20 protein-coding genes are annotated in these 17,470 nt (G+C 44.3%); 4 read left to right on the top strand and 16 right to left on the bottom strand.

What is annotated here, in order from left to right; genetic code table 11:
- Positions 1-214: 214 nt before the first annotated feature.
- From F1379_RS22425 to F1379_RS22405, 5 genes are read right to left on the bottom strand one after another with little or no spacing between them, the layout of a single operon-like run.
- A complete protein-coding gene (locus tag F1379_RS22425; protein WP_150274200.1) occupies positions 215-865 on the bottom strand; it encodes an MPN domain-containing protein in 651 nt (216 codons plus the stop codon).
- Between the two features lies 1 nt (position 866).
- Entirely contained in the window at positions 867-1,454 is a 588-nt protein-coding gene (locus F1379_RS22420; protein WP_150274198.1) for a hypothetical protein, read from the bottom strand.
- Positions 1,455-1,456: 2 nt separating this feature from the next.
- Positions 1,457-2,602, bottom strand: coding sequence for a hypothetical protein (locus tag F1379_RS22415; protein WP_150274196.1), 1,146 nt, complete (start codon positions 2,600-2,602; stop codon positions 1,457-1,459).
- The gene (locus F1379_RS22410) at positions 2,532-3,074 is read right to left on the bottom strand and encodes a hypothetical protein (RefSeq protein ID WP_150274193.1); all 543 of its coding nucleotides are present in this window, start codon (positions 3,072-3,074) and stop codon (positions 2,532-2,534) included. The genes F1379_RS22415 and F1379_RS22410 overlap by 71 nt, the downstream gene beginning before the upstream one ends.
- Entirely contained in the window at positions 3,075-3,449 is a 375-nt protein-coding gene (locus F1379_RS22405; protein WP_150274191.1) for a hypothetical protein, read from the bottom strand.
- Between the two features lie 817 nt (positions 3,450-4,266).
- On the opposite strand from F1379_RS22405, the gene F1379_RS22400 reads away from it, so the two are divergent.
- From F1379_RS22400 to F1379_RS22395, 3 genes are all read left to right on the top strand, one after another.
- Positions 4,267-4,500: a hypothetical protein gene (locus F1379_RS22400; RefSeq protein WP_150274189.1), complete on the top strand. Its 234-nt coding sequence runs from the start codon at positions 4,267-4,269 to the stop codon at positions 4,498-4,500.
- Positions 4,501-5,726: 1,226 nt separating this feature from the next.
- A complete protein-coding gene (locus tag F1379_RS29845) occupies positions 5,727-5,864 on the top strand; it encodes a hypothetical protein (RefSeq protein ID WP_162551245.1) in 138 nt (45 codons plus the stop codon).
- A gap of 333 nt (positions 5,865-6,197) precedes the next feature.
- Entirely contained in the window at positions 6,198-6,419 is a 222-nt protein-coding gene (locus F1379_RS22395) for a hypothetical protein (RefSeq protein WP_162551244.1), read from the top strand.
- 1,198 nt (positions 6,420-7,617) lie between these two features.
- On the opposite strand, the gene F1379_RS22390 is transcribed toward F1379_RS22395, so the two are convergent.
- From F1379_RS22390 to F1379_RS22360, 7 genes are all read right to left on the bottom strand, one after another.
- Positions 7,618-7,938, bottom strand: coding sequence for a DNA-entry nuclease (locus tag F1379_RS22390; protein ID WP_150274185.1), 321 nt, complete (start codon positions 7,936-7,938; stop codon positions 7,618-7,620).
- Positions 7,939-7,949: 11 nt separating this feature from the next.
- Positions 7,950-8,783 (bottom strand): 5'-deoxynucleotidase, encoded by an 834-nt coding sequence (yfbR, locus tag F1379_RS22385; RefSeq protein ID WP_150274183.1) that lies wholly within the window; start codon positions 8,781-8,783, stop codon positions 7,950-7,952.
- A 43-nt stretch (positions 8,784-8,826) separates the two neighbouring features.
- On the bottom strand, positions 8,827-9,234 hold the full coding sequence (locus F1379_RS22380) for a hypothetical protein (RefSeq protein ID WP_150274181.1): 408 nt from the start codon (positions 9,232-9,234) through the stop codon (positions 8,827-8,829).
- A 41-nt stretch (positions 9,235-9,275) separates the two neighbouring features.
- The gene (locus F1379_RS22375) at positions 9,276-12,401 is read right to left on the bottom strand and encodes a helicase-related protein (RefSeq protein WP_150274179.1); all 3,126 of its coding nucleotides are present in this window, start codon (positions 12,399-12,401) and stop codon (positions 9,276-9,278) included.
- Positions 12,402-12,457: 56 nt separating this feature from the next.
- Positions 12,458-13,501 carry a DUF6094 domain-containing protein gene (locus F1379_RS22370; RefSeq protein ID WP_150274177.1) on the bottom strand — a complete coding sequence of 348 codons (1,044 nt, stop codon included), beginning with the start codon at positions 13,499-13,501 and terminating at the stop codon, positions 12,458-12,460.
- Positions 13,501-13,899: a hypothetical protein gene (locus F1379_RS22365; RefSeq protein ID WP_150274175.1), complete on the bottom strand. Its 399-nt coding sequence runs from the start codon at positions 13,897-13,899 to the stop codon at positions 13,501-13,503. The genes F1379_RS22370 and F1379_RS22365 overlap by 1 nt, the downstream gene beginning before the upstream one ends.
- 318 nt (positions 13,900-14,217) lie before the next feature.
- Complete coding sequence (locus F1379_RS22360; RefSeq protein ID WP_150274173.1) at positions 14,218-14,757, bottom strand: hypothetical protein; 540 nt, start codon at positions 14,755-14,757, stop codon at positions 14,218-14,220.
- A gap of 239 nt (positions 14,758-14,996) precedes the next feature.
- Here F1379_RS22360 and F1379_RS22355 point away from each other — a divergent pair, with 239 nt between their 5' ends.
- Positions 14,997-15,755, top strand: a complete 759-nt coding sequence (locus tag F1379_RS22355; protein WP_150274170.1) for a hypothetical protein — start codon at positions 14,997-14,999, stop codon at positions 15,753-15,755.
- Positions 15,756-15,977: 222 nt separating this feature from the next.
- Here the strand turns inward: F1379_RS22355 and F1379_RS29840 are convergent, their stop codons facing one another.
- The 4 genes from F1379_RS29840 to F1379_RS22340 form a co-directional block, all read right to left on the bottom strand.
- On the bottom strand, positions 15,978-16,139 hold the full coding sequence (locus F1379_RS29840; protein ID WP_162551243.1) for a hypothetical protein: 162 nt from the start codon (positions 16,137-16,139) through the stop codon (positions 15,978-15,980).
- Between the two features lie 13 nt (positions 16,140-16,152).
- Positions 16,153-16,617 carry a hypothetical protein gene (locus tag F1379_RS22350; RefSeq protein ID WP_150274168.1) on the bottom strand — a complete coding sequence of 155 codons (465 nt, stop codon included), beginning with the start codon at positions 16,615-16,617 and terminating at the stop codon, positions 16,153-16,155.
- A gap of 145 nt (positions 16,618-16,762) precedes the next feature.
- Positions 16,763-17,011: a hypothetical protein gene (locus F1379_RS22345; RefSeq protein WP_150274166.1), complete on the bottom strand. Its 249-nt coding sequence runs from the start codon at positions 17,009-17,011 to the stop codon at positions 16,763-16,765.
- A 162-nt stretch (positions 17,012-17,173) separates the two neighbouring features.
- Positions 17,174-17,413, bottom strand: coding sequence for a hypothetical protein (locus F1379_RS22340; protein WP_150274163.1), 240 nt, complete (start codon positions 17,411-17,413; stop codon positions 17,174-17,176).
- Between the last annotated feature and the right edge of the window lie 57 nt (positions 17,414-17,470).

The following is a 17,470-nucleotide window of genomic DNA, read 5'->3' as shown; positions in this document are numbered from 1 at the left end:
ACCTCTTAAGGTGCCCTTCCATTTCATTTATTTTGATCTACCCATATTATAATTAGCGACTTACACATGATATCTTCCGGCTCCCCATCTTGTTTGCCTGCCGCATACGCCATTCTTATGGCAGATTAAACAAACTTTCTGCGGTCAAGAAAACTAATAGGCGCGGTAATGCACATTTCAAACAAGCGGATACTCCTTTTGACTATAGCTATTTTTAATGAACATACACTTTATCGATCAGAACACTGTACTTCCACTCTTCCGGAAATGAACTGGTACTATTCACACCATCAAAGTGGAAAAGATCCTTCGGGCTAAGATAAAATTCATTATTGTTAAAACGTGCGCGGAAACAATAATCAACTTGATCCAAATGTAATTTTCCAATTATGCCGTATATCTTTAATCCAGTATCATTTACATTGTCTCCATATGAAAATTGTGCTGGCATTCGAACATGTGAATGAATAGTCATCACCAATTCCCAGCCCTCATAATTTGCTGTAGACGCTTCAACCTGGTAAGGATTAACAATCTGCTCCGGGCAAATGAGCTTGTAGTTTCTATTGGCTATATCCCAGTAGATATGAATAGCTGCTTCAACACCTAGAAAACAATAGTAGCGAAAAAACGCTGTTGTTTGCGCCAGATATTCTCCGGGAATTTTTGGAAGTTTAAGAAATACACCCTCACTTATCCTATCCAAACCTTCAATCTCACGATTCCGCACAATCATGCGGATATGGGAGTTCTCACGGATTTCATAAATCTGGCCATCTCTTGACGCCACCATCCCTATATAATCATTACCACCTTTTAGGTATTCAGCCATTTTCCAAAAAAAAGCTCTTAATTGAATTTTCATCTTAGTTATTTTTCTCCCCAGTAATAATTGGTCTCAGCTTCTTTTCTTCAAGATTATAATCCCATTTGGTTCTTTCTTCTGAGAAATCCCAGTAAAGCTTAAACAATGCTTCCCTAATTCTATTTAAGTGTACACAACCTGATTCAGGAATCTCCTCTAACACTTCGGAGACTAAAAAAGTCTTGGTAGCATAGTGAATTGTAAAGTCCAATCCCACTTCAATATCCTGATCTTGCCACTCCCTATGGATACTTCTCTTCAGTGCACTTGAAGCATGTGCTGCAGATGAGGATCTTGAAGTTTTACTTGGAGCCGTTCCGCTTTTTCTACTGGAATTGGCGGTTTGTATGGGTTCTCCGAATAGGTCTCGATAGACGGGATCCTCAGAAGCTTGAGATTCTGGCTGTTGAGTATCCTGTTTAAATTGCACAATATTATTTGATTGCACTAATGCAGCAGGTTGGGCCTTGACTTCACTCAGCTCTTGAATATCTTCGGCACTTCCATTAACATCTGAAGGAACCCATTCGCTAGAAGCATTTCCTTCACTCAATTCCTCTTGTCCAAAAAACTCATCAAATAAACTCATATTTATCCTCCTAGTAGGGTTATGTCTTTAACTTTTTTATTCATAGGAATCAGGAGAGAATCATCAAACACCTTCTCTTGCATGAATTCCAATAAATCTCTGAGATTGATATCGTGTGCAGCTTCATATAGATCCATATTTTTAGTTGCCCCTAAAAATATATAGGGTAATATTTCGAGCTGTCTCAAGCTACTATAAGGATCCGATTTAATCGTCCAACATATCTTCCCACTCTCAAAAACATTTGAGTAAGGAAAACGATACAATTCAGTCTCTTCACTTATAAGTAGGTCTTTAACGGCAACAACATTAGCAGACAACACCTGCATACTTTTGTTTATGTCAAACCAAAATAGTAATTTCGGATAAGCTACCTGCTTGTATAAACTCTCTTCAATTTCCCCAAAAATCACATCATGATTTCCTTTTTCAACCTCTATACCAACTCTGATCCTATTACGAGACTCTTGATAAAATACACAGCTTTTCGGAAGGATTGGTGTAGTGACAACATATTCTTCTTGATAAGGCGCTGCAGCTTTCATTACCGTCTGGGGTGATACAACTTTGGCCATATCAAAAAATATCCTATTAACTGATTCCACATTTAAGGAAGCTGCTTGCCTATAAATATACTGAGACGTCTCTTTTAGGAGATCACCTTCCGGGTAATCAAAAAAAGAAAGCTTATCAGCTAATAACAAAAACATCAGCTGCAAGTTTTCTTTATCAGAGATACTTTCAATTCCCTTTAACAACATGGATAGGATCTTAGCAAGCTGTGCCGGCTGGAGATTTCTTATCCTAAGATGTTCAATCAGTTTGTCCATAAGAGCAACAACCTTTTGATCTGAAGGGTCAAAATCAACTACATCCAACATTGCCCCAAAGATATCTTCTAGTTGCTCAGAATCATTATCTTCAACCTGCCTTAAAACTTCAGGTATTAAATGTCTCAAAGGATTATTATTAAGCAAATAGGCTAAATGCAAATGGTCATCAAGCTGATCCATGAACGCATATATTAAATCACCGACAAGAATTTGCTTAGTATCAAGCGTGATGCCGTTAAAAACATTATGCACATTCACAAATCGGTCGCTGTCCTGAGGAATACTGATCATCCACTCTGCTATTGCAGTCTCCACTGTTATACGCCTCCTTTATATGTTCAAAAAAGTACTCCCATTTTTGTTTAAGCTCAAAAATATCATCTAAAATGGTATGTAGATAATTATGATACTCGCAACTATTCTGTAGTATTATTCCTTTTTCTCCAAACTTGACCTCAGTTTCATTCCACCCATATTTACAATTGAAGCCGATCTCCATCATTACTTTTTCCGCTTTTTCGATCTCCTGGGGGAATGTTTCTTTGAATTTCAGCCATTCGGAATAAGCAGGAAGTACAAGTTCAATTTGATAGTAATCATCATCATTTACACTGACATCGCAATTAAATATTAGTTTCAGGATGTTACAGACAAAAGGTTCTTGATTATTAAACATCTCATCTGTAATAGTGAATTCGGCTTGTATTAGTTTTTTCAACGTAATTAATTCATCTAAACTAGATAGCTCATCCTGTAAAAAATTTACGGAAAAGAAACAAGACTTCATTTAGAAAAAACTCCTTCCAGGTTTACTCATTCGTAAATAAGATTTAAATCGGGACATTAAAATATCCAGTCCTGCAATTCGATTAATTTCCACAATGCTGTGCCCTTCGTTTCTCATATCCGTATCCTCATCACCAAATTCGTCTGCTTCATAATAGTACAGTTCTTCAAAAGCTTCTTCCATGATCGAAAGATCCAGCTCATTAAAGTTAATGTCACTGTAACTTTTATCCTGGTATACAGACAAAAAAATGACTTTCAACATCCCTTCCCATCTTTGTGCCATTAAAGGGTCTAAAGAGTAACATTCAATTGATTCCGAAAAACGTTTAACATCAAATTTCACACTCCTTATTTCCTCCTTATAATTCTTCATTATTCCTCACTCTCCTCACTAAATATGAAAAACCAGCGCGTCAAGGTATCCTGACACCCCAGTTTCTTGTGCCCCAAAACAAAAAAGCCCGGTAGCACTAATCATCAGACTTATAAAGATAGATAATCTTATCTCATAAGTTGATCATAGAACCACTAGGGCTTTGTTCTTCGGAGCCAGGCTCAATTCTGAGCAAAATTGTTAATTCACATAGATATCTTACCATAGCCCATAAAAAATACAATGTATAATTTCCCTTAATAGCCAAGCTATGCAATTGATATTATATTCAGGTTAAACGGCGACTTAAGCTTTGATTTAACGCCTATGGAGTCCGCACCCACCCAACACCAACGACTCCCGGGCATTTGCTTCAGAACCGGATGGACCTTGCCATGTCGTGCGTCGGCAGCGTGTATCCCAGCGCAGCCGTCCAGTTGTTCGAGGAATCTGACTGAGCTGAAGAGTAAATTGAAGTGCGTTTGTCGGGCAGCCGACCTTCTCCGTCCTGGGCCGGCGGCGCCCTGGAGCAATTTGATTATAATCCGAAAGAACCTTGCTATGTCGTGCAGGGCTTTTGCTGTACGAAGAAAATAAGTATTAGACCGGAGTTGTTGATTCTACGAGGTCTTCTGCAATGAAAACCGTCAGACACAAAAAAATAAGAAGTAGACTGGGGCATCAAGAGAGTGTCCTAAGAATCGGACCAGAAAATAAAGTATTAGACAGAAGCATGCGCTGCCGTTGGCCGGTGTAACCGGGGCTGCCGATTGCGCGCCCGGCGCTTCCAGAGAACCAGGAGTACGAGCTGAAGCATGTGAAGCAGCTAGCCGATGTAACCGGAGCTGGCGATCCCCCGGCGCTTCCGGAGAACCAGGAGCACGAGCTGAAGCATGCGAAGCAGCTGGCCGGTGTAACCGGAGCTGGCGATCCCCCAGCGTTTCCGGAGAACCAGGAGCACGAGCTGAAGCATACGCTGCCGCCGGCCGGCGTAACCAGAGCTGGCGATCGTGACGCCCAGCGCTTTCGGAGAACCAGGAGCACGAGCTGAAGCATATGCTGCCGCTGGCCGGTGTAACCGGGGCTGCAGATCGCGGCGTCTAGTCTACAACTTTATTTTCTTAATCTAATACTTTATTTTTCAGTCTAATACTCTATTTTTCTTTCAACATTTGCACCCCGGCACAGCCGTCCAGCAGCTAACATGAATCTGTTCGGCTGAATGAGTGCGTCGCGCCGGGTGCCGACCCTCACCATGCAACATCAGCGGCGCCCCGGGCAATTGTTGCGGATCCGGAAGAACTTGGCCATGTCGGGTGCCGGCGACGCCATCACGGAGAAGCTGGCCATGCTGCAGCTGTCCGGCTGAAGAGACAACCTGGAGTGCTTCCCCCGGGCAGACGCTCTTCACTCGTCCGGCACCGCCGCAACCGTCCAGCAGCCGGAGGAATTTTGTCCAAACTGATGAGTATTCTGAAATACGCCAGCCGTGCGGCCAACTTTCACACCGACATTCACCCTCCCGCGGCCGGTGGCGCTCCGGGCAATTGCTGCAGAAACCGGAAGAACTTGGCCATTTCACACATTAGCCCACAACGCAGCTGCTTCTTAAGCAGTAATCCAGAGTGCTGTCGCCGACACCCTACCTTCACCTGCCCGGCGCCGGCAGCGCCTAGAGTATTTACTGCACATTTGAAAGCACCTGACATGTCACGCGTTGGTGATATGCACCGTGGAGTAAGTAGCCCAGCAGCTGCAGGAGTATGTCCGGCTGATGAGACCTAGATTGCGTCAGCCGTTAGCCAACCCTCACCCGTCCGGCTTCAGGGGCGCCCGGTAATTGCTACAGATCCGGAAGAACCTAGCCTTGTCGCGCGTTGGAGACGCGTCTCTGATCAGGGCCGAAACTGCAGCGCAACCAGGAATGCGACCTCTCGGCGTCCGAAGTTCGCCCACCGGGCACCGGAGCGTTCAGTGCTGCTCTGAAAATGGCCATGTTGCGCTGGAGGCGCGGTCTTCCAGCCAACGGAGAGCAGCAGCAGGACTTTGACCGAGCTGAAGAACAACCATGAGTAAGGGGTCCGCCCGACACCGGCGGCGGTGTCCGGGCTGAATATCCAGAAGAATGACCGTGTCACGCGCAGAGAGCGACAGCGGCGAGCAATTGCAGGACTTTGTCAAATTGAAGAGCAACCATGTATATGTACGTACTGAGGCTGACCCGACGCCTGCCGGCTATGTATGTACAAGCAAAATGAGGATACAGGAGATAACAATATGAACAAAAAACATCTGGTGATCTGGACGCTTTACCGCCCTGCGCCTGCAGCATCCGGAAGGACCTGGCTATGTTGCATGCCGGATGCGCATCTCCCAATCAGCTCCGAGCAGCTGCATGTTTTTTTTTCGATCTAAGAGCAACCAGGAGTGCGCCCGCCCGGAACCGGCGGTACCCGATGCTGCTCTGGAAGAATAGTCGCGTCCTTCCCAACAGCGCAGCTGCTGCTGAAGAGTAATCCGGAGTAATGCCGCCGTCAGCCGAGCTTCATCTGCCCGGCACCGGCGGCGCCCGAGCAATTGCTGCACATCTGGAAGTACCTGACATGTCACGCGTTGGCGACATGCACTGCGGAGTAGCCCAGAAGCTGCAGGAATATGTCCGGCTGAAGAGACCTTTAATTCGGTCAGCGGTCATCTATCCCTTATTGTCCGGACTGGTGGCGGCTATGGCAATTGCTGCAGATCCGAATGAGATTTGCCACTGTCGATGCGCACCGTGGCGCGGCCTCCCATCAGCTGCAGGAAGCTGTCTGGGTGAAGAGATGGGTTCGTGTGCGGCCGACCTTCACCCTCCCGGCACCGGTGACGCTTCGGGTAATTGCTGCAGATCCGGAAGCACTTGGCCATCTCACACGCAGCAGCTTACACCAGTCGCAGTTCCCATCAGCTTCGGGAGTATGCCTGAGCTGAAGAGTAACCTGGAGTGTGACCGTTGTGCCGTACCTTCACCCGTCTGGACCGGTGGCGCCCGGGTAATTGTTGAGTGACCAGAAGGACCTGACTATTATGACCTGCTGGCGACGCGCACGCGCACCGCGGCAAAGCCGTCTATTAGCTGCAAGAAACTGTTCGGCTGGAGAGGCTGGTGTGCGTCTGCCGGTCTACCGTCCTTCGCCCGCACAACACCGGCGGCACCCCGAGCAATTGCTGCGGATCCGGAAGCACCTGACGTGTCACGTGTTGGTGGCGTGCACCGTGGAGTAGCCCAGCAGCTGCAGGAAGCTATTCGGTTGCTGAAGAGACCTGGAGTGTGGCCTTTCTGCGCCTACCTTCGCCGCCCGCCACTGCCAGCTCCCCGGGCAATTGCTGCAAATTAGACCATGTCACACACAGGCGACGCACACTGCGACGCAGCCGTCCAACAGGAGTAGGAGTTTCCCGGCTGAAGAGACCTGGGGTACGGCCGCCGGATGCCATCCTTCACCCGTCCGGGCACCGCAACACCCCGAGCAATTACTGCAGATCTGGAGGTACCTGACCGTGGCGCAACCGTCCAATACGATTTACCCGAGCTGAAGAGTGACCTGAGGTGCGTCCGCCAGCGTCCGACCTCATCAGCCCGGCACCGGCAGCTCCCCGGGCAATTGCTGCAAATCTGGAAGAACTTAATCACATCACGCGCTGACGGCCGCCCTGAGGCGCAGCCGGCCACTGTCTCCGATATGCCGATTCAAGCTCTCACCTGCGCATTCAGAAACCAGAAGTAGTTCTGTTGGTTTAAAGCCCTCACCTATTACCGGTATGCCGCTCGTCGCGTACGGCGTATCCGGAGAATCCTGTATCTCCAGCCGCTGGTTTACTGCGCATCTGCGGCTGTCTCAAGCATACCGATACACATCGGCAACGCTGCTTACAGCGTGTCCTCCTCTGGTACGATATTATTTTTCTCTGCAATCATTCAGGATGCATGACATACCTACCTTTAAAATAAATAAGACCAACCCAAGGGTTGGTCTTGTAGAATAATTACTCAGGATCTGTAGCATTGTGTTCGTTAACCAAAGTCACGATGCATTTTTCATTCATGCGTATAATTGCCGATTCGAAACTTTTTCTCCGTCCAGATAACCTGCATGCATCAACATTGCCTTACAATGGTTACATAATTTCATTCAACATCTTTCCCTTCAAAATCAGGTGCCTTCATCATTTGCCTTTTGTACCGGGCGCGGTAGTATTCTACCAGGTTTCGTTTTTTTAGAGAGGCATATTTTGAACGACAAACATGCTCTGTACGTCCAAGCGCAAATGACATTGTCCGAGCGTTATCATGCTCGTAGAACATACATAAATATTCTAAATCTTCTGTCGTAAATGGAGTTCGGTGATTAAAATGGAATTCCGGATGATATAACATTCTATAGTGCTTATCATATTTGATCCCGTCCAGCTCATCTGATTCGGGGTGTGGTCTCAAATCCCCAGCCATAACAAACCACCTCACATTTTTAAAGTTAGATGAATTTCAATATATTCACCTTGAGGAAAGAGCACATGCTTTATTCCTCTTGAATTAAGAAACTGTTGAATAGAATCAATAACTTTAAATGAGAAATCATCATTTTTGGGAAGCTTAATGTGATTATATTTAAGTAATTGACTCAAGAATTTATAGGCTTTTCGTGCTACCATGGGATCTTCTGAAAGTTCCTTTTCATCAATATTATTTATCGTCTCTTCAGTTAATCGTTCACTTGTATTTGATATTTCCTCCAAAGTCATATCAAATGATGGCCCAAACATTTCTATAAAATATTCAACCTCAGGTAAGCTCATTTTATAGAGTGCATACCGTATCTGTTGGAGGGTTGGAAGAAATTCCTGATTGCCGGCAGCAACCTCTGACTTGCATTTTAACCATGCATCACATAAATCTGCTGCCTGAATCCATTGTCTAATCAAAGGATCCTGATTTTGAAACATTGGTCGGTAAGCATCTCTAAGTTCTTCTGGCACCATACGCATGATTCGTTCTGATGCGATTTCCTCCAGCACCCTAAATTGGGTAACTATATCCTCATTGTGATACCGTAACGGGGTTGGAAGGTCACCAGTGAAAACCTCTGTAACATCATGAGCAAGCGCAGCCTGTACAATTTTATCAATAGGTTGTTTCTTTCCAAAAATCACTTGAGAGATCAAACACAAGGCATGTACTATGAAGCAGACATTTAATGTATGTTCTGCAACATTCTCTTTCTGATTAGTTGTCATGAGACTCCATCTTTCTATTTTTCTCAAACGAAAAAGATAAGCAAATAAATGGCTGGTCATTATTTAATCCTCCTTGGTGTAAATACCTTTTCATGCGAATTTATTAACGAAAGTGTATAGGCAGGCCTATAACCACTTTCTTACAATCAATATTCTTCGTTTGTATACCAATATTGGGTAACGATGTTAACGGCACTGGACGTTCATTTTTGTGAAAGTACGGCCCCGAATATTCAAAAAAGACAGGGTAGATGAAGTTTAAAATCTCCTCATCTGTTCGATCCGAATTTAATCCTTCCACCTTTCGCCAGTCCATTTTCTCGACCAGATCTCGGATGACACGCATCCGATTTTCGATATCCGTAACCTTTGTACAATAGATTGCAGCCCCTAAAAACCCATCAGGAGATTGCAATATGCCCTCTTTTTGAATATCAGTAAGATCCCAAAAGTAAACGTATTTAATAAAGATCTCTTTATAAGCAGTCGTATAAACAACATAAGGTTCCATAAATTCATCCTTTCTTAACCTGATGCAATGGCTAGATTGATTTAGAAGTTCCAACAATACTGATTTTCGACTGGATCTTTACGTCCTCGCTTCTTTTTATTGGAAAGAGCGACGACGATTGTAGAAGCTTCGATAATCGGTATATTTGCTTCTGGGAATACTTTTTCAAGACCTTCAGGCGAAAAATCAAAGTCAAAAATTGCTTGCTGAGAAAACGATTTTTCCAAGTCAGCAGGGTCTTCTTGATCCTTTTGAATATTTCTGAAAGCTTCAATATCAACCACACCACATAATCGGAGCGTTTCATCTGCCAGCTCTTCCATTCTCTTGCTAAGAGCATCTTTTAAAGAAACTTCCTTGATCATTTCAATGTCTTCGAGTTCGGTCGCTGCAATTGATGTCCACGCGTCGGCAATATCGCTAGATGCAAAGCAACTTGCGAGGTCACTCGCTAAAGCGGATTGTGAATCCCTTGAAAACTGTGCCAGCTCAGAACTATCGAGCCGTCCTTCTACCATTAATGCATGGCCACGTGCCATCATGATTTGCATGAATTGCTTCATTTGTTGCGAACCATTGTAGATTGGGTAATATACACGGCACTCTCGATCCTGGCCTATTCTCCAGCCTCTTCTGGAAGCTTGCCGAATAGTGGTAACTTCATATGTAAGCTGGTAAAAGATTATGGTTGGCCAATACATCATATCCAGACCAACCTCAACCAGCTTCATATTACAGAGGACGACGGGCACTTCCCGCTCTTCAAGCTCACTTAAGCGTTGTTGCCGCTTTTCTGTATCTGGTTCATTCAAAATTTCACATTGGATACCATGTGAGGTTAATATATCCCTTAACCTCTCATTCATCCCATATGCCCCTGTGAAATGATTAAAAATGACGCATCTACGATTCTCAGCAAGTTCACTTTGAATGGTTTCGACTAGCCATCTTTCTTTCGCGTGCAAGAGCTTGCCGCCCTCATATAAGGGCTCCGCAGTTATAATCTCTCGATTTATAACAACTCTTGCGCCAAGATCTGGCCTGTCAGCATAATTAAGCGTGGCCGGATTAAACTTAGACCAGACACCTTTAGACTTACTTGCCTGAGAGATTTGAGAACAGCAGTCATAGAGGAAATTGTGAAACCCTCGATACGAAGACGCGTGCCGCTCATCCATATCTAAAAAAACAGGAATTTCTTGAAGTTCAACCAAAGGTAGGCCGAGATTACCCAGCTCAATGAACGCACTCTTATGCAGAAGAAAATGTGCTGTAAGTTGCGGAGCAATTCCGGGGACTTCTTTAACCTGATTTCCTTTTCGCTTACGCCGCGTAATGACACCCTGGTCCCCTTCTTCAACATCTATAATTGTTTCAAGTTTTCCGAAGCGGGATGCCCATTCCACTAAGCCAGTACGGTGATCAAAACCCGCTTGGAGCAATGATTTGGGGTCGGTTCTCCACAAAAGTTCTTTAATGGATGTGCTTTTACCGTTGGTTAATGTTCCTGTTAACATCAGAGTACGCTTTGATGCTTTTACCATTTGAGCGAACGCATCACCGCGACCAGAATCTCCTGCCTTACATTGGTGGGCTTCATCACAGATATAGAGGTCAAAATATTTCTTAGTCTTTTTGAGGACTTGGGAGATATTAACTCGGGGGTTATTTATACATTCTCCTCTGGATCTCAATGCCGGCCGCCACAATACGGACTCACACAGCTTGGTATCCTGGGTTTTCGCTACACTTACATGCTCATCATTTAAACCAGCTGAACATTTATAAATGCGTTTGGATCGTCTCCATTTAACTTTAAATTCACTCGGGAGACCGTTGGCCAACAAACTATTAGAACATCGCGCCAACTCAATTTCCGCTTCAGTAGGAGCTGCGCTTTCTGCAGCATCCTCCCACAATGCAGGGGTCAACTCTCCCGCTTCGTTCTTCACCAACAATGGCTGGTAACATTCTGGACAATGCCAGGCATAATCACCTATAAGGTATTTCTCCCTTATTTTTAAACGCCGCCACAGTCCACAAAAGTAACCTTCAGGCCCCAGCTTTGCCCTATCTATTCCTACCATCGTGAATTCAAGTTTTGAAGGCCGATACCCGCTCCTTATTTTTCTTAAAAGAGCCAGAGCATCATTTCCATTCCGTATGATATTTACCTGTACATCGGGAATGGTACCTCGGATTTCCTTGTCTGCCCATTTAGGAAGTGTAATGCCTGGCGCGGAAAGAAGCACTGCTGTCCCACGTTTGCGGCCATGTCTTCTTCCTTTCTGGTGAAGTACATGTGCTACACCGCAGGCTATAATTGACTTTCCAGTTCCCATGTCTCCACCACACGCTGGATTCTCTTCCTCCAGGGTATTAACAATTGCTTGAATCATGTGAGCTTGTACAGGAAATGGAATTCGTTTCAAGTCTGCGATAGAGGGATCCACATTGCTATTTAATTGATGTCTTGCCGGATTTTCCTCCAACTTCCTGGCCATATGGCTGGCGTTATTAAGTAAATAATCTTTCATATTCCATTCCGGATTAAATACACCATTAACTTCACTCAAGGGCACCGTCAGTCTCTTCGATAGCAAAGCCTCTCGAATTAATTCTTTTACTAATAATTCATTACCGGTAAATTTCACGGCACGCAGTTCTCTCCAAGTAGGAAAATTCTCATTGTGATATATCTTCAGCGGTAATATATATTTTGCGAACAGCTGAGGATAATCTTCAGCCCACTCTCGAGGAAGACCGAACCGTTCGATTAGGTGTTCCGTTATCACCTTGTCGATGTTGCCATCCGGTGCAATCAAGTACGCCCTATTGAAATCAGCTGAATCTGGCCGAGACTCTATACCATCTATTTCTACAAGCGAGTTGTATACCACACCATGGCCAACGTCGCCAAGACCTATGGGCCTTTCTAATCTTTTATACGGATCCGTCAGGCGTGTGCAATTAGAAGAGCCAAATCGCAATAAGCGACTCTCCAAAAATGAGACCGATATTGCCGTAACCGCTTCTGGTATACCGATGTAAGAAGCAAAGATTACATGTAATTCGGAAGCTCCTTCTTCACAAACTAAAATATGAGTGTCAACATTGAACATTTTGTCTTTATCCGAAACGGATAACTTATACATTTCATTTTGCATCTAATTATGCCTCCCATGTTGGAGAAAAAAGGAGAGTGGTTTCCCACTCCCCAATTTCACTCTAAATCAAATACCCCTTCTTCATTAAAAACACGTACAATACTTTGGAAATACTCCGTCATTTTTTGCCCGGTCTCTTTTCCATCTTCATCATAAATGCTTGTAATATCCGTTCGTCTTTTCGTGATGCCTGATACGATGTGGTTTCCCATATTACCACCAATTGCTCCTGCTGCGATGGCTACCCCCATATGTGTGGGCTTTAAAGGCAGCATCGGCCGCTTCATGTCAGCATAGACATTCCTGAATCCAATTCGCTTGCTGACCTCTTCGAATATCGGTGAGCTGCCTAAGTCTAATGCCAGCTCCTCAGTGTTCAATCTGCCGGCACGAAAAAAATCAATCGACGATGTACTGTAAGGAATATTTATAATCTCCTCTATTTCAGCAAGAGTCGGTATTTTATTTTTTTCATCTTCACCGAGCTGACGTAGCCACTTATAATTTTTTTTTGATTCGGCGCCATTTGTTTTTCCAAATTTTGCTATAACGACAATCTGCCTGAATCTCTCATAATTTGAATCTGTAAAACGATATACACGGAACTGTTGAAACCTGCCACTTAAAAGCGCTGCAGCTTCCTTCAGAACAAATTGAGGGATAATAAACATGAGAATTCCGTCTTTCACAAGCACTCCATGTTTATTACTGGATAATTGACGGAGAAACGATATCTCAGTCCTCTCTGTGAATCCCTCTTGGTAAGGAGGATTCAGCCACAATAATGAAAATGCAGCTTGGGTGCGCAGATTCTCATATCCATCATGAATTACAAAATCCAGTGTTTCTTTCGCTTCAATAGCTCGGGTATCTTCAAGTTCAACCCCATACGTCTGAACTGTTGCTCCTTGTTCCTGCAAACAATTAGCAATTACCCTCAAGGCTTCCCCTTTACCGCAACAAGGATCAATAATCCGCACTGATGGTAGCGCCGGCTCTTCAGTAATAGAGGAGAACCTAAGCTTCCTGCAGAGGAATGAGAGTTCATCGAGTGGCATGGGATAGAAGCCGCCTACCGATTCAGAACCTAGGCGTGCCATTACTCATTTTCCCCGCTTTCAGAACAATCATCGATTTCCCAAATGGCTCCACTGAGGACAACCGGCAGATAGGATCCTATAAGCAATAAAATGATGATGATCGCCATAGGAGCAAATATCTGGGGTTTATTAACGCTAAGGAAAATCATTGCCACTCCACCCACAATAAACAGTTTTTTAAACCTATCGCTCTTACTTTTCGGCATCAATTCAACTTGCACTAAATCGATACCCTCACGAACGTTTCGTAATTTGTAGTTCAGGTAAATAATTGGCGCTGCCATATAAACTATGAGCAACAATAGTCCTGTGCCAATGACATGAAGCATCAATGAATTCAAACTCATAAGTCCAGCCAGCATTACCAACATCCCCGCGTAAATCATCATTTTCTTCATTCTTAATCTCCTCCGAATAGTTTATTTTGCAATTCATCCTGAAAACAAAAAAGACCAGACGCATTGAACCATAGGTTCAATTATCATCTGGTCTTTATTCGTGCCCGAAAGCAAAAAAAGCTTGTTTTCTCCGCGGCATTCCCAATCCAATTAGAAATAGTGCTTTCTATATGGAACGTCATGTCTCCCAATAGGGATTTCCGCTTCAAAAACAAGCTCTAATGAGCAATAGGATAAATTACATAGCCTAGTATAGCATAGTTACATTATATTTCACAGTCATTGATCTTTTCATTCGCTACGAGCCTTTCTTGTTCCCTAGAATAAGCTGATACTTTTGCCGGTCGCGCCGGACGGAAGACCCGGCTTGGTCCAGAGCATCAGGGGCGCGAGCTGCTGCTGCTCGTGCCGGCCGCTGCCGCCGGTCGCGCCGGAAGGAAGGTCCGGCTTGGTCCAGAGCAACAGGAGCGCAAGCTGCTGCTGCTCGTGCCGGCCGCTGTCGCCAGTCGCGCCGGACGGGAGACCCGGCTTGGTCCAGAGCAACAGGGGCGCGAGCTGTAGCTGCTCGTGTCGGCCGCTTCCGCCGGTCGCGCCGGACGGTAGGCCCGGCTTGGTCCAGAGCAACTGGAGCGCAAGCTGCTGCTGCTCGTGCCGGCCGCTGTCGCCGGTCGGGCCGGACGGCTTGGTCCAGAGCAACAGAGGCGCGAGCTGTAGCTGCTCGTGTCGGCCGCTTCCGCCGGTCGCGCCGGACGGGAGACCCGGCTTGGTCCAGAGCAACAGGAACGCGAGTTGCAGCTGCTCGTGCCGGCCACTGTCGCCGGTCGCGCCGGACGGTAGGCTCGGCTTGGTCCAGAGCACGAGTCTATAACTTTATTTTCGACTCAAATACTTAACCTTTTATTTTCTTTCTACATCGGCATTGCATGGAGCGGTAAGAGGCTGGGGAGCATCAGCGAATCTTTACCCGTCAAGACCTGTTATTGCCAAGCACATCTGAATTGGAAATATAAAATTCCGCGTATGCGGAGAGCATATAGTACTGAATTACATAATGTAGGATAGACAATTGACGGAAGAATTTGAAGGAGGATGTAAATTTGAAAGTAAGCAAACCATTAATTATTAACCCAGGAGCTAGAATAAATAGAAGAGTCCGGCCTCGGCAAACTACACCCACACTCCATATATCCATTTTTTGGTATGTTCTTTTACCAAGAAGTTCGTCTCGATTCAATTCAATTGTAGATTCTATTTCTAATGTGAAAAGTAGAACAGAAGAACTCTACTTGGACAAATGCGGCGTTTCTATTAATGAACGTATGAGTCCAGGAGTTGGCTGGTTGTATTGTGGTGAGAATAACGTTCCATGTGTTAAACGTTTATCTAAAAATGGAAACCCCGAAATGGCCAGTGTCATAAACAATAGCTATTTGAAACCACCGAAAAAATTTTTTGGGAGAAGAGCATTCACTTATATTGTGGTTCCAGGTGCAAGATTTATTGATGATCCAACCCTGTTAGGTACAACTGTAACCTTTGGTCAACCTGATAATTACTCTATATATTCCTTTTTAACTTTGCAGGCTCTACTACCTTCAAATCCTTGGATAGTAGCTCACGAAATGGGTCATGCATTGCAGAATAGAGTTTATAACAATTTCCCCAGCCCCAATAGAAATGATCCGCTAAACTTAATGTATGAGCCTGTGCCAAGAGTGAAGAATCCGAATGATCTTAATATTACCACTTCCCAAATAGAAGAATTTCGACAAAGTAGTTTGCTTTATCCAACTCCTGTAACTCGGCAAACAAGACAAGTATCTCGGAGAACGGGAGTCACAAAGTCAAAACCATAAACCCACGGGGGCGCAGCGCAAAGTGCATCAGTAATCGTAATATCTAGGTAACGTTGATATATGAAGTTGCTGGTTACAAACTAACAGTTCTTGTTCTTCGTCTGCGGAAGCTACAAAGTGCATTGTCAGCGTACAGAATTATTAGCCTTTGTTCACATCAATTGATTTGTCAGCCTAAGCTGTTCTTATAAATATATAAGGGAAAACAAAAAAAGGCTCGCCTTATTGGCGAACCTTTGCAGCAGGCCGATCCTGCTTCAATTTAGCTATAGCATCGCTAACCATCTTATCACGCTCGGGATTGGCACCTGGCAATGACTGTTCAACGTAATGACCGCCTGCATATCGACGAGCTGCATCATCAAGACTCATTTTCTTCTTCATGATCAATCACCTCTTAAGATAAGTATAACATAACAAGATGTTGTGCAACAGGTTCATCAATAACCATAAGACCACCGCCAAAGTGCGATGCTCCAATGACATTCATGTAATACAGCATAAGACGCTCTTTTCTCTTTGACTGGAGAGCCACAGCACCTTCGAAGCCAAGTTCCATGCTTCGTTTACACGCTAAGGCAATCAGGTGTTCACCGATAAGATCAAGCTCCTTACGCTCGACTGGAATACTTTCGATTAAATGTACCCAGACGTGGTCCTCTCTACGCTCTAGAGCGATCACACCTTGAATTACATCATTTCCTCTTATAACCATTTTATAAACTTCAATACCGCTCTGGCCAAAATAAATCGACCAATCAAATCCTAATTCCCAATCTTGCATCTGTTTTTTTATGTCAATCGGCTGCAGCGCTAGAAACGATACCGGGTATCTTTCGCCACTGCGGATATGTAATAGCATGATTCCACCTCCTGTTTTAGATTACGACAGGGAGAAGGAGCAGGCAATAGTACGTACAATATGAACAAGGTTATAATTGTAATCCTTTAGCCTTTTCCGCCCATTAACTTTATCGTTAGAAATGATTGATTCGATGTTGGATAGATTACAGCGCAGCGGTAAGTTGTATTTTGAGAAGCTGAAGATTGACTAATTCTTGTATAGATAGAAATGGCATCCGGTTATTTGCAGCTTGCAAATTACTACATACCTGCACAGGATGAGGGTAACCATCGGTTGTTTCCCCATTTTTCCATTTCTCGATACACATGGAGATATTACGCTCAATGTCAGCTGGCAAAGAACGAAGATAACCTAAAATATTTATCTCATGCAACATGCTTATTTCCTTCATTTATGCTCTCTCCTTGTCAAATAAGAATTGAAGTGTATATCCATTAGCCCTGTTCCGCTAAGGCTAACCCCATCTTTTTCGGGATCCCCGGGTATATGGGTTATGAATCAATTCCATTAGAAAATATGAGGGCACAGTGTTCTAACTGTGCCCTCATATTAGCTATTTTTTGTAACTTTCATATCTAATTATCGCTTTCCCTTCATTTCTTCCGCCCCACATCGGACCGTTAAAACCTTTTATTTTTGGCTGGCCATGAAGTTCAGGCCGCACACAATTTCTTTCCTCATACCTATCTACTTCATATTCTCTCTTTATATCATCTTCGGTAAAGATGATTTTAACGTCACCGGCTGAAACCAATAAATACATGAACTCTTCTTTGTTTGTATAATTAAACATTTATATTCCTCCTCAAATTTAATAAAAAAACAGCCACGCTTACCGTGCCTGTTCCTA

It is taken from the genome of Paenibacillus tepidiphilus (assembly GCF_008635795.1).
Lineage (GTDB): Bacteria > Bacillota > Bacilli > Paenibacillales > Paenibacillaceae > Paenibacillus_AQ > Paenibacillus_AQ tepidiphilus.
This window is presented reverse-complemented; position numbering and strand designations above follow the sequence as displayed.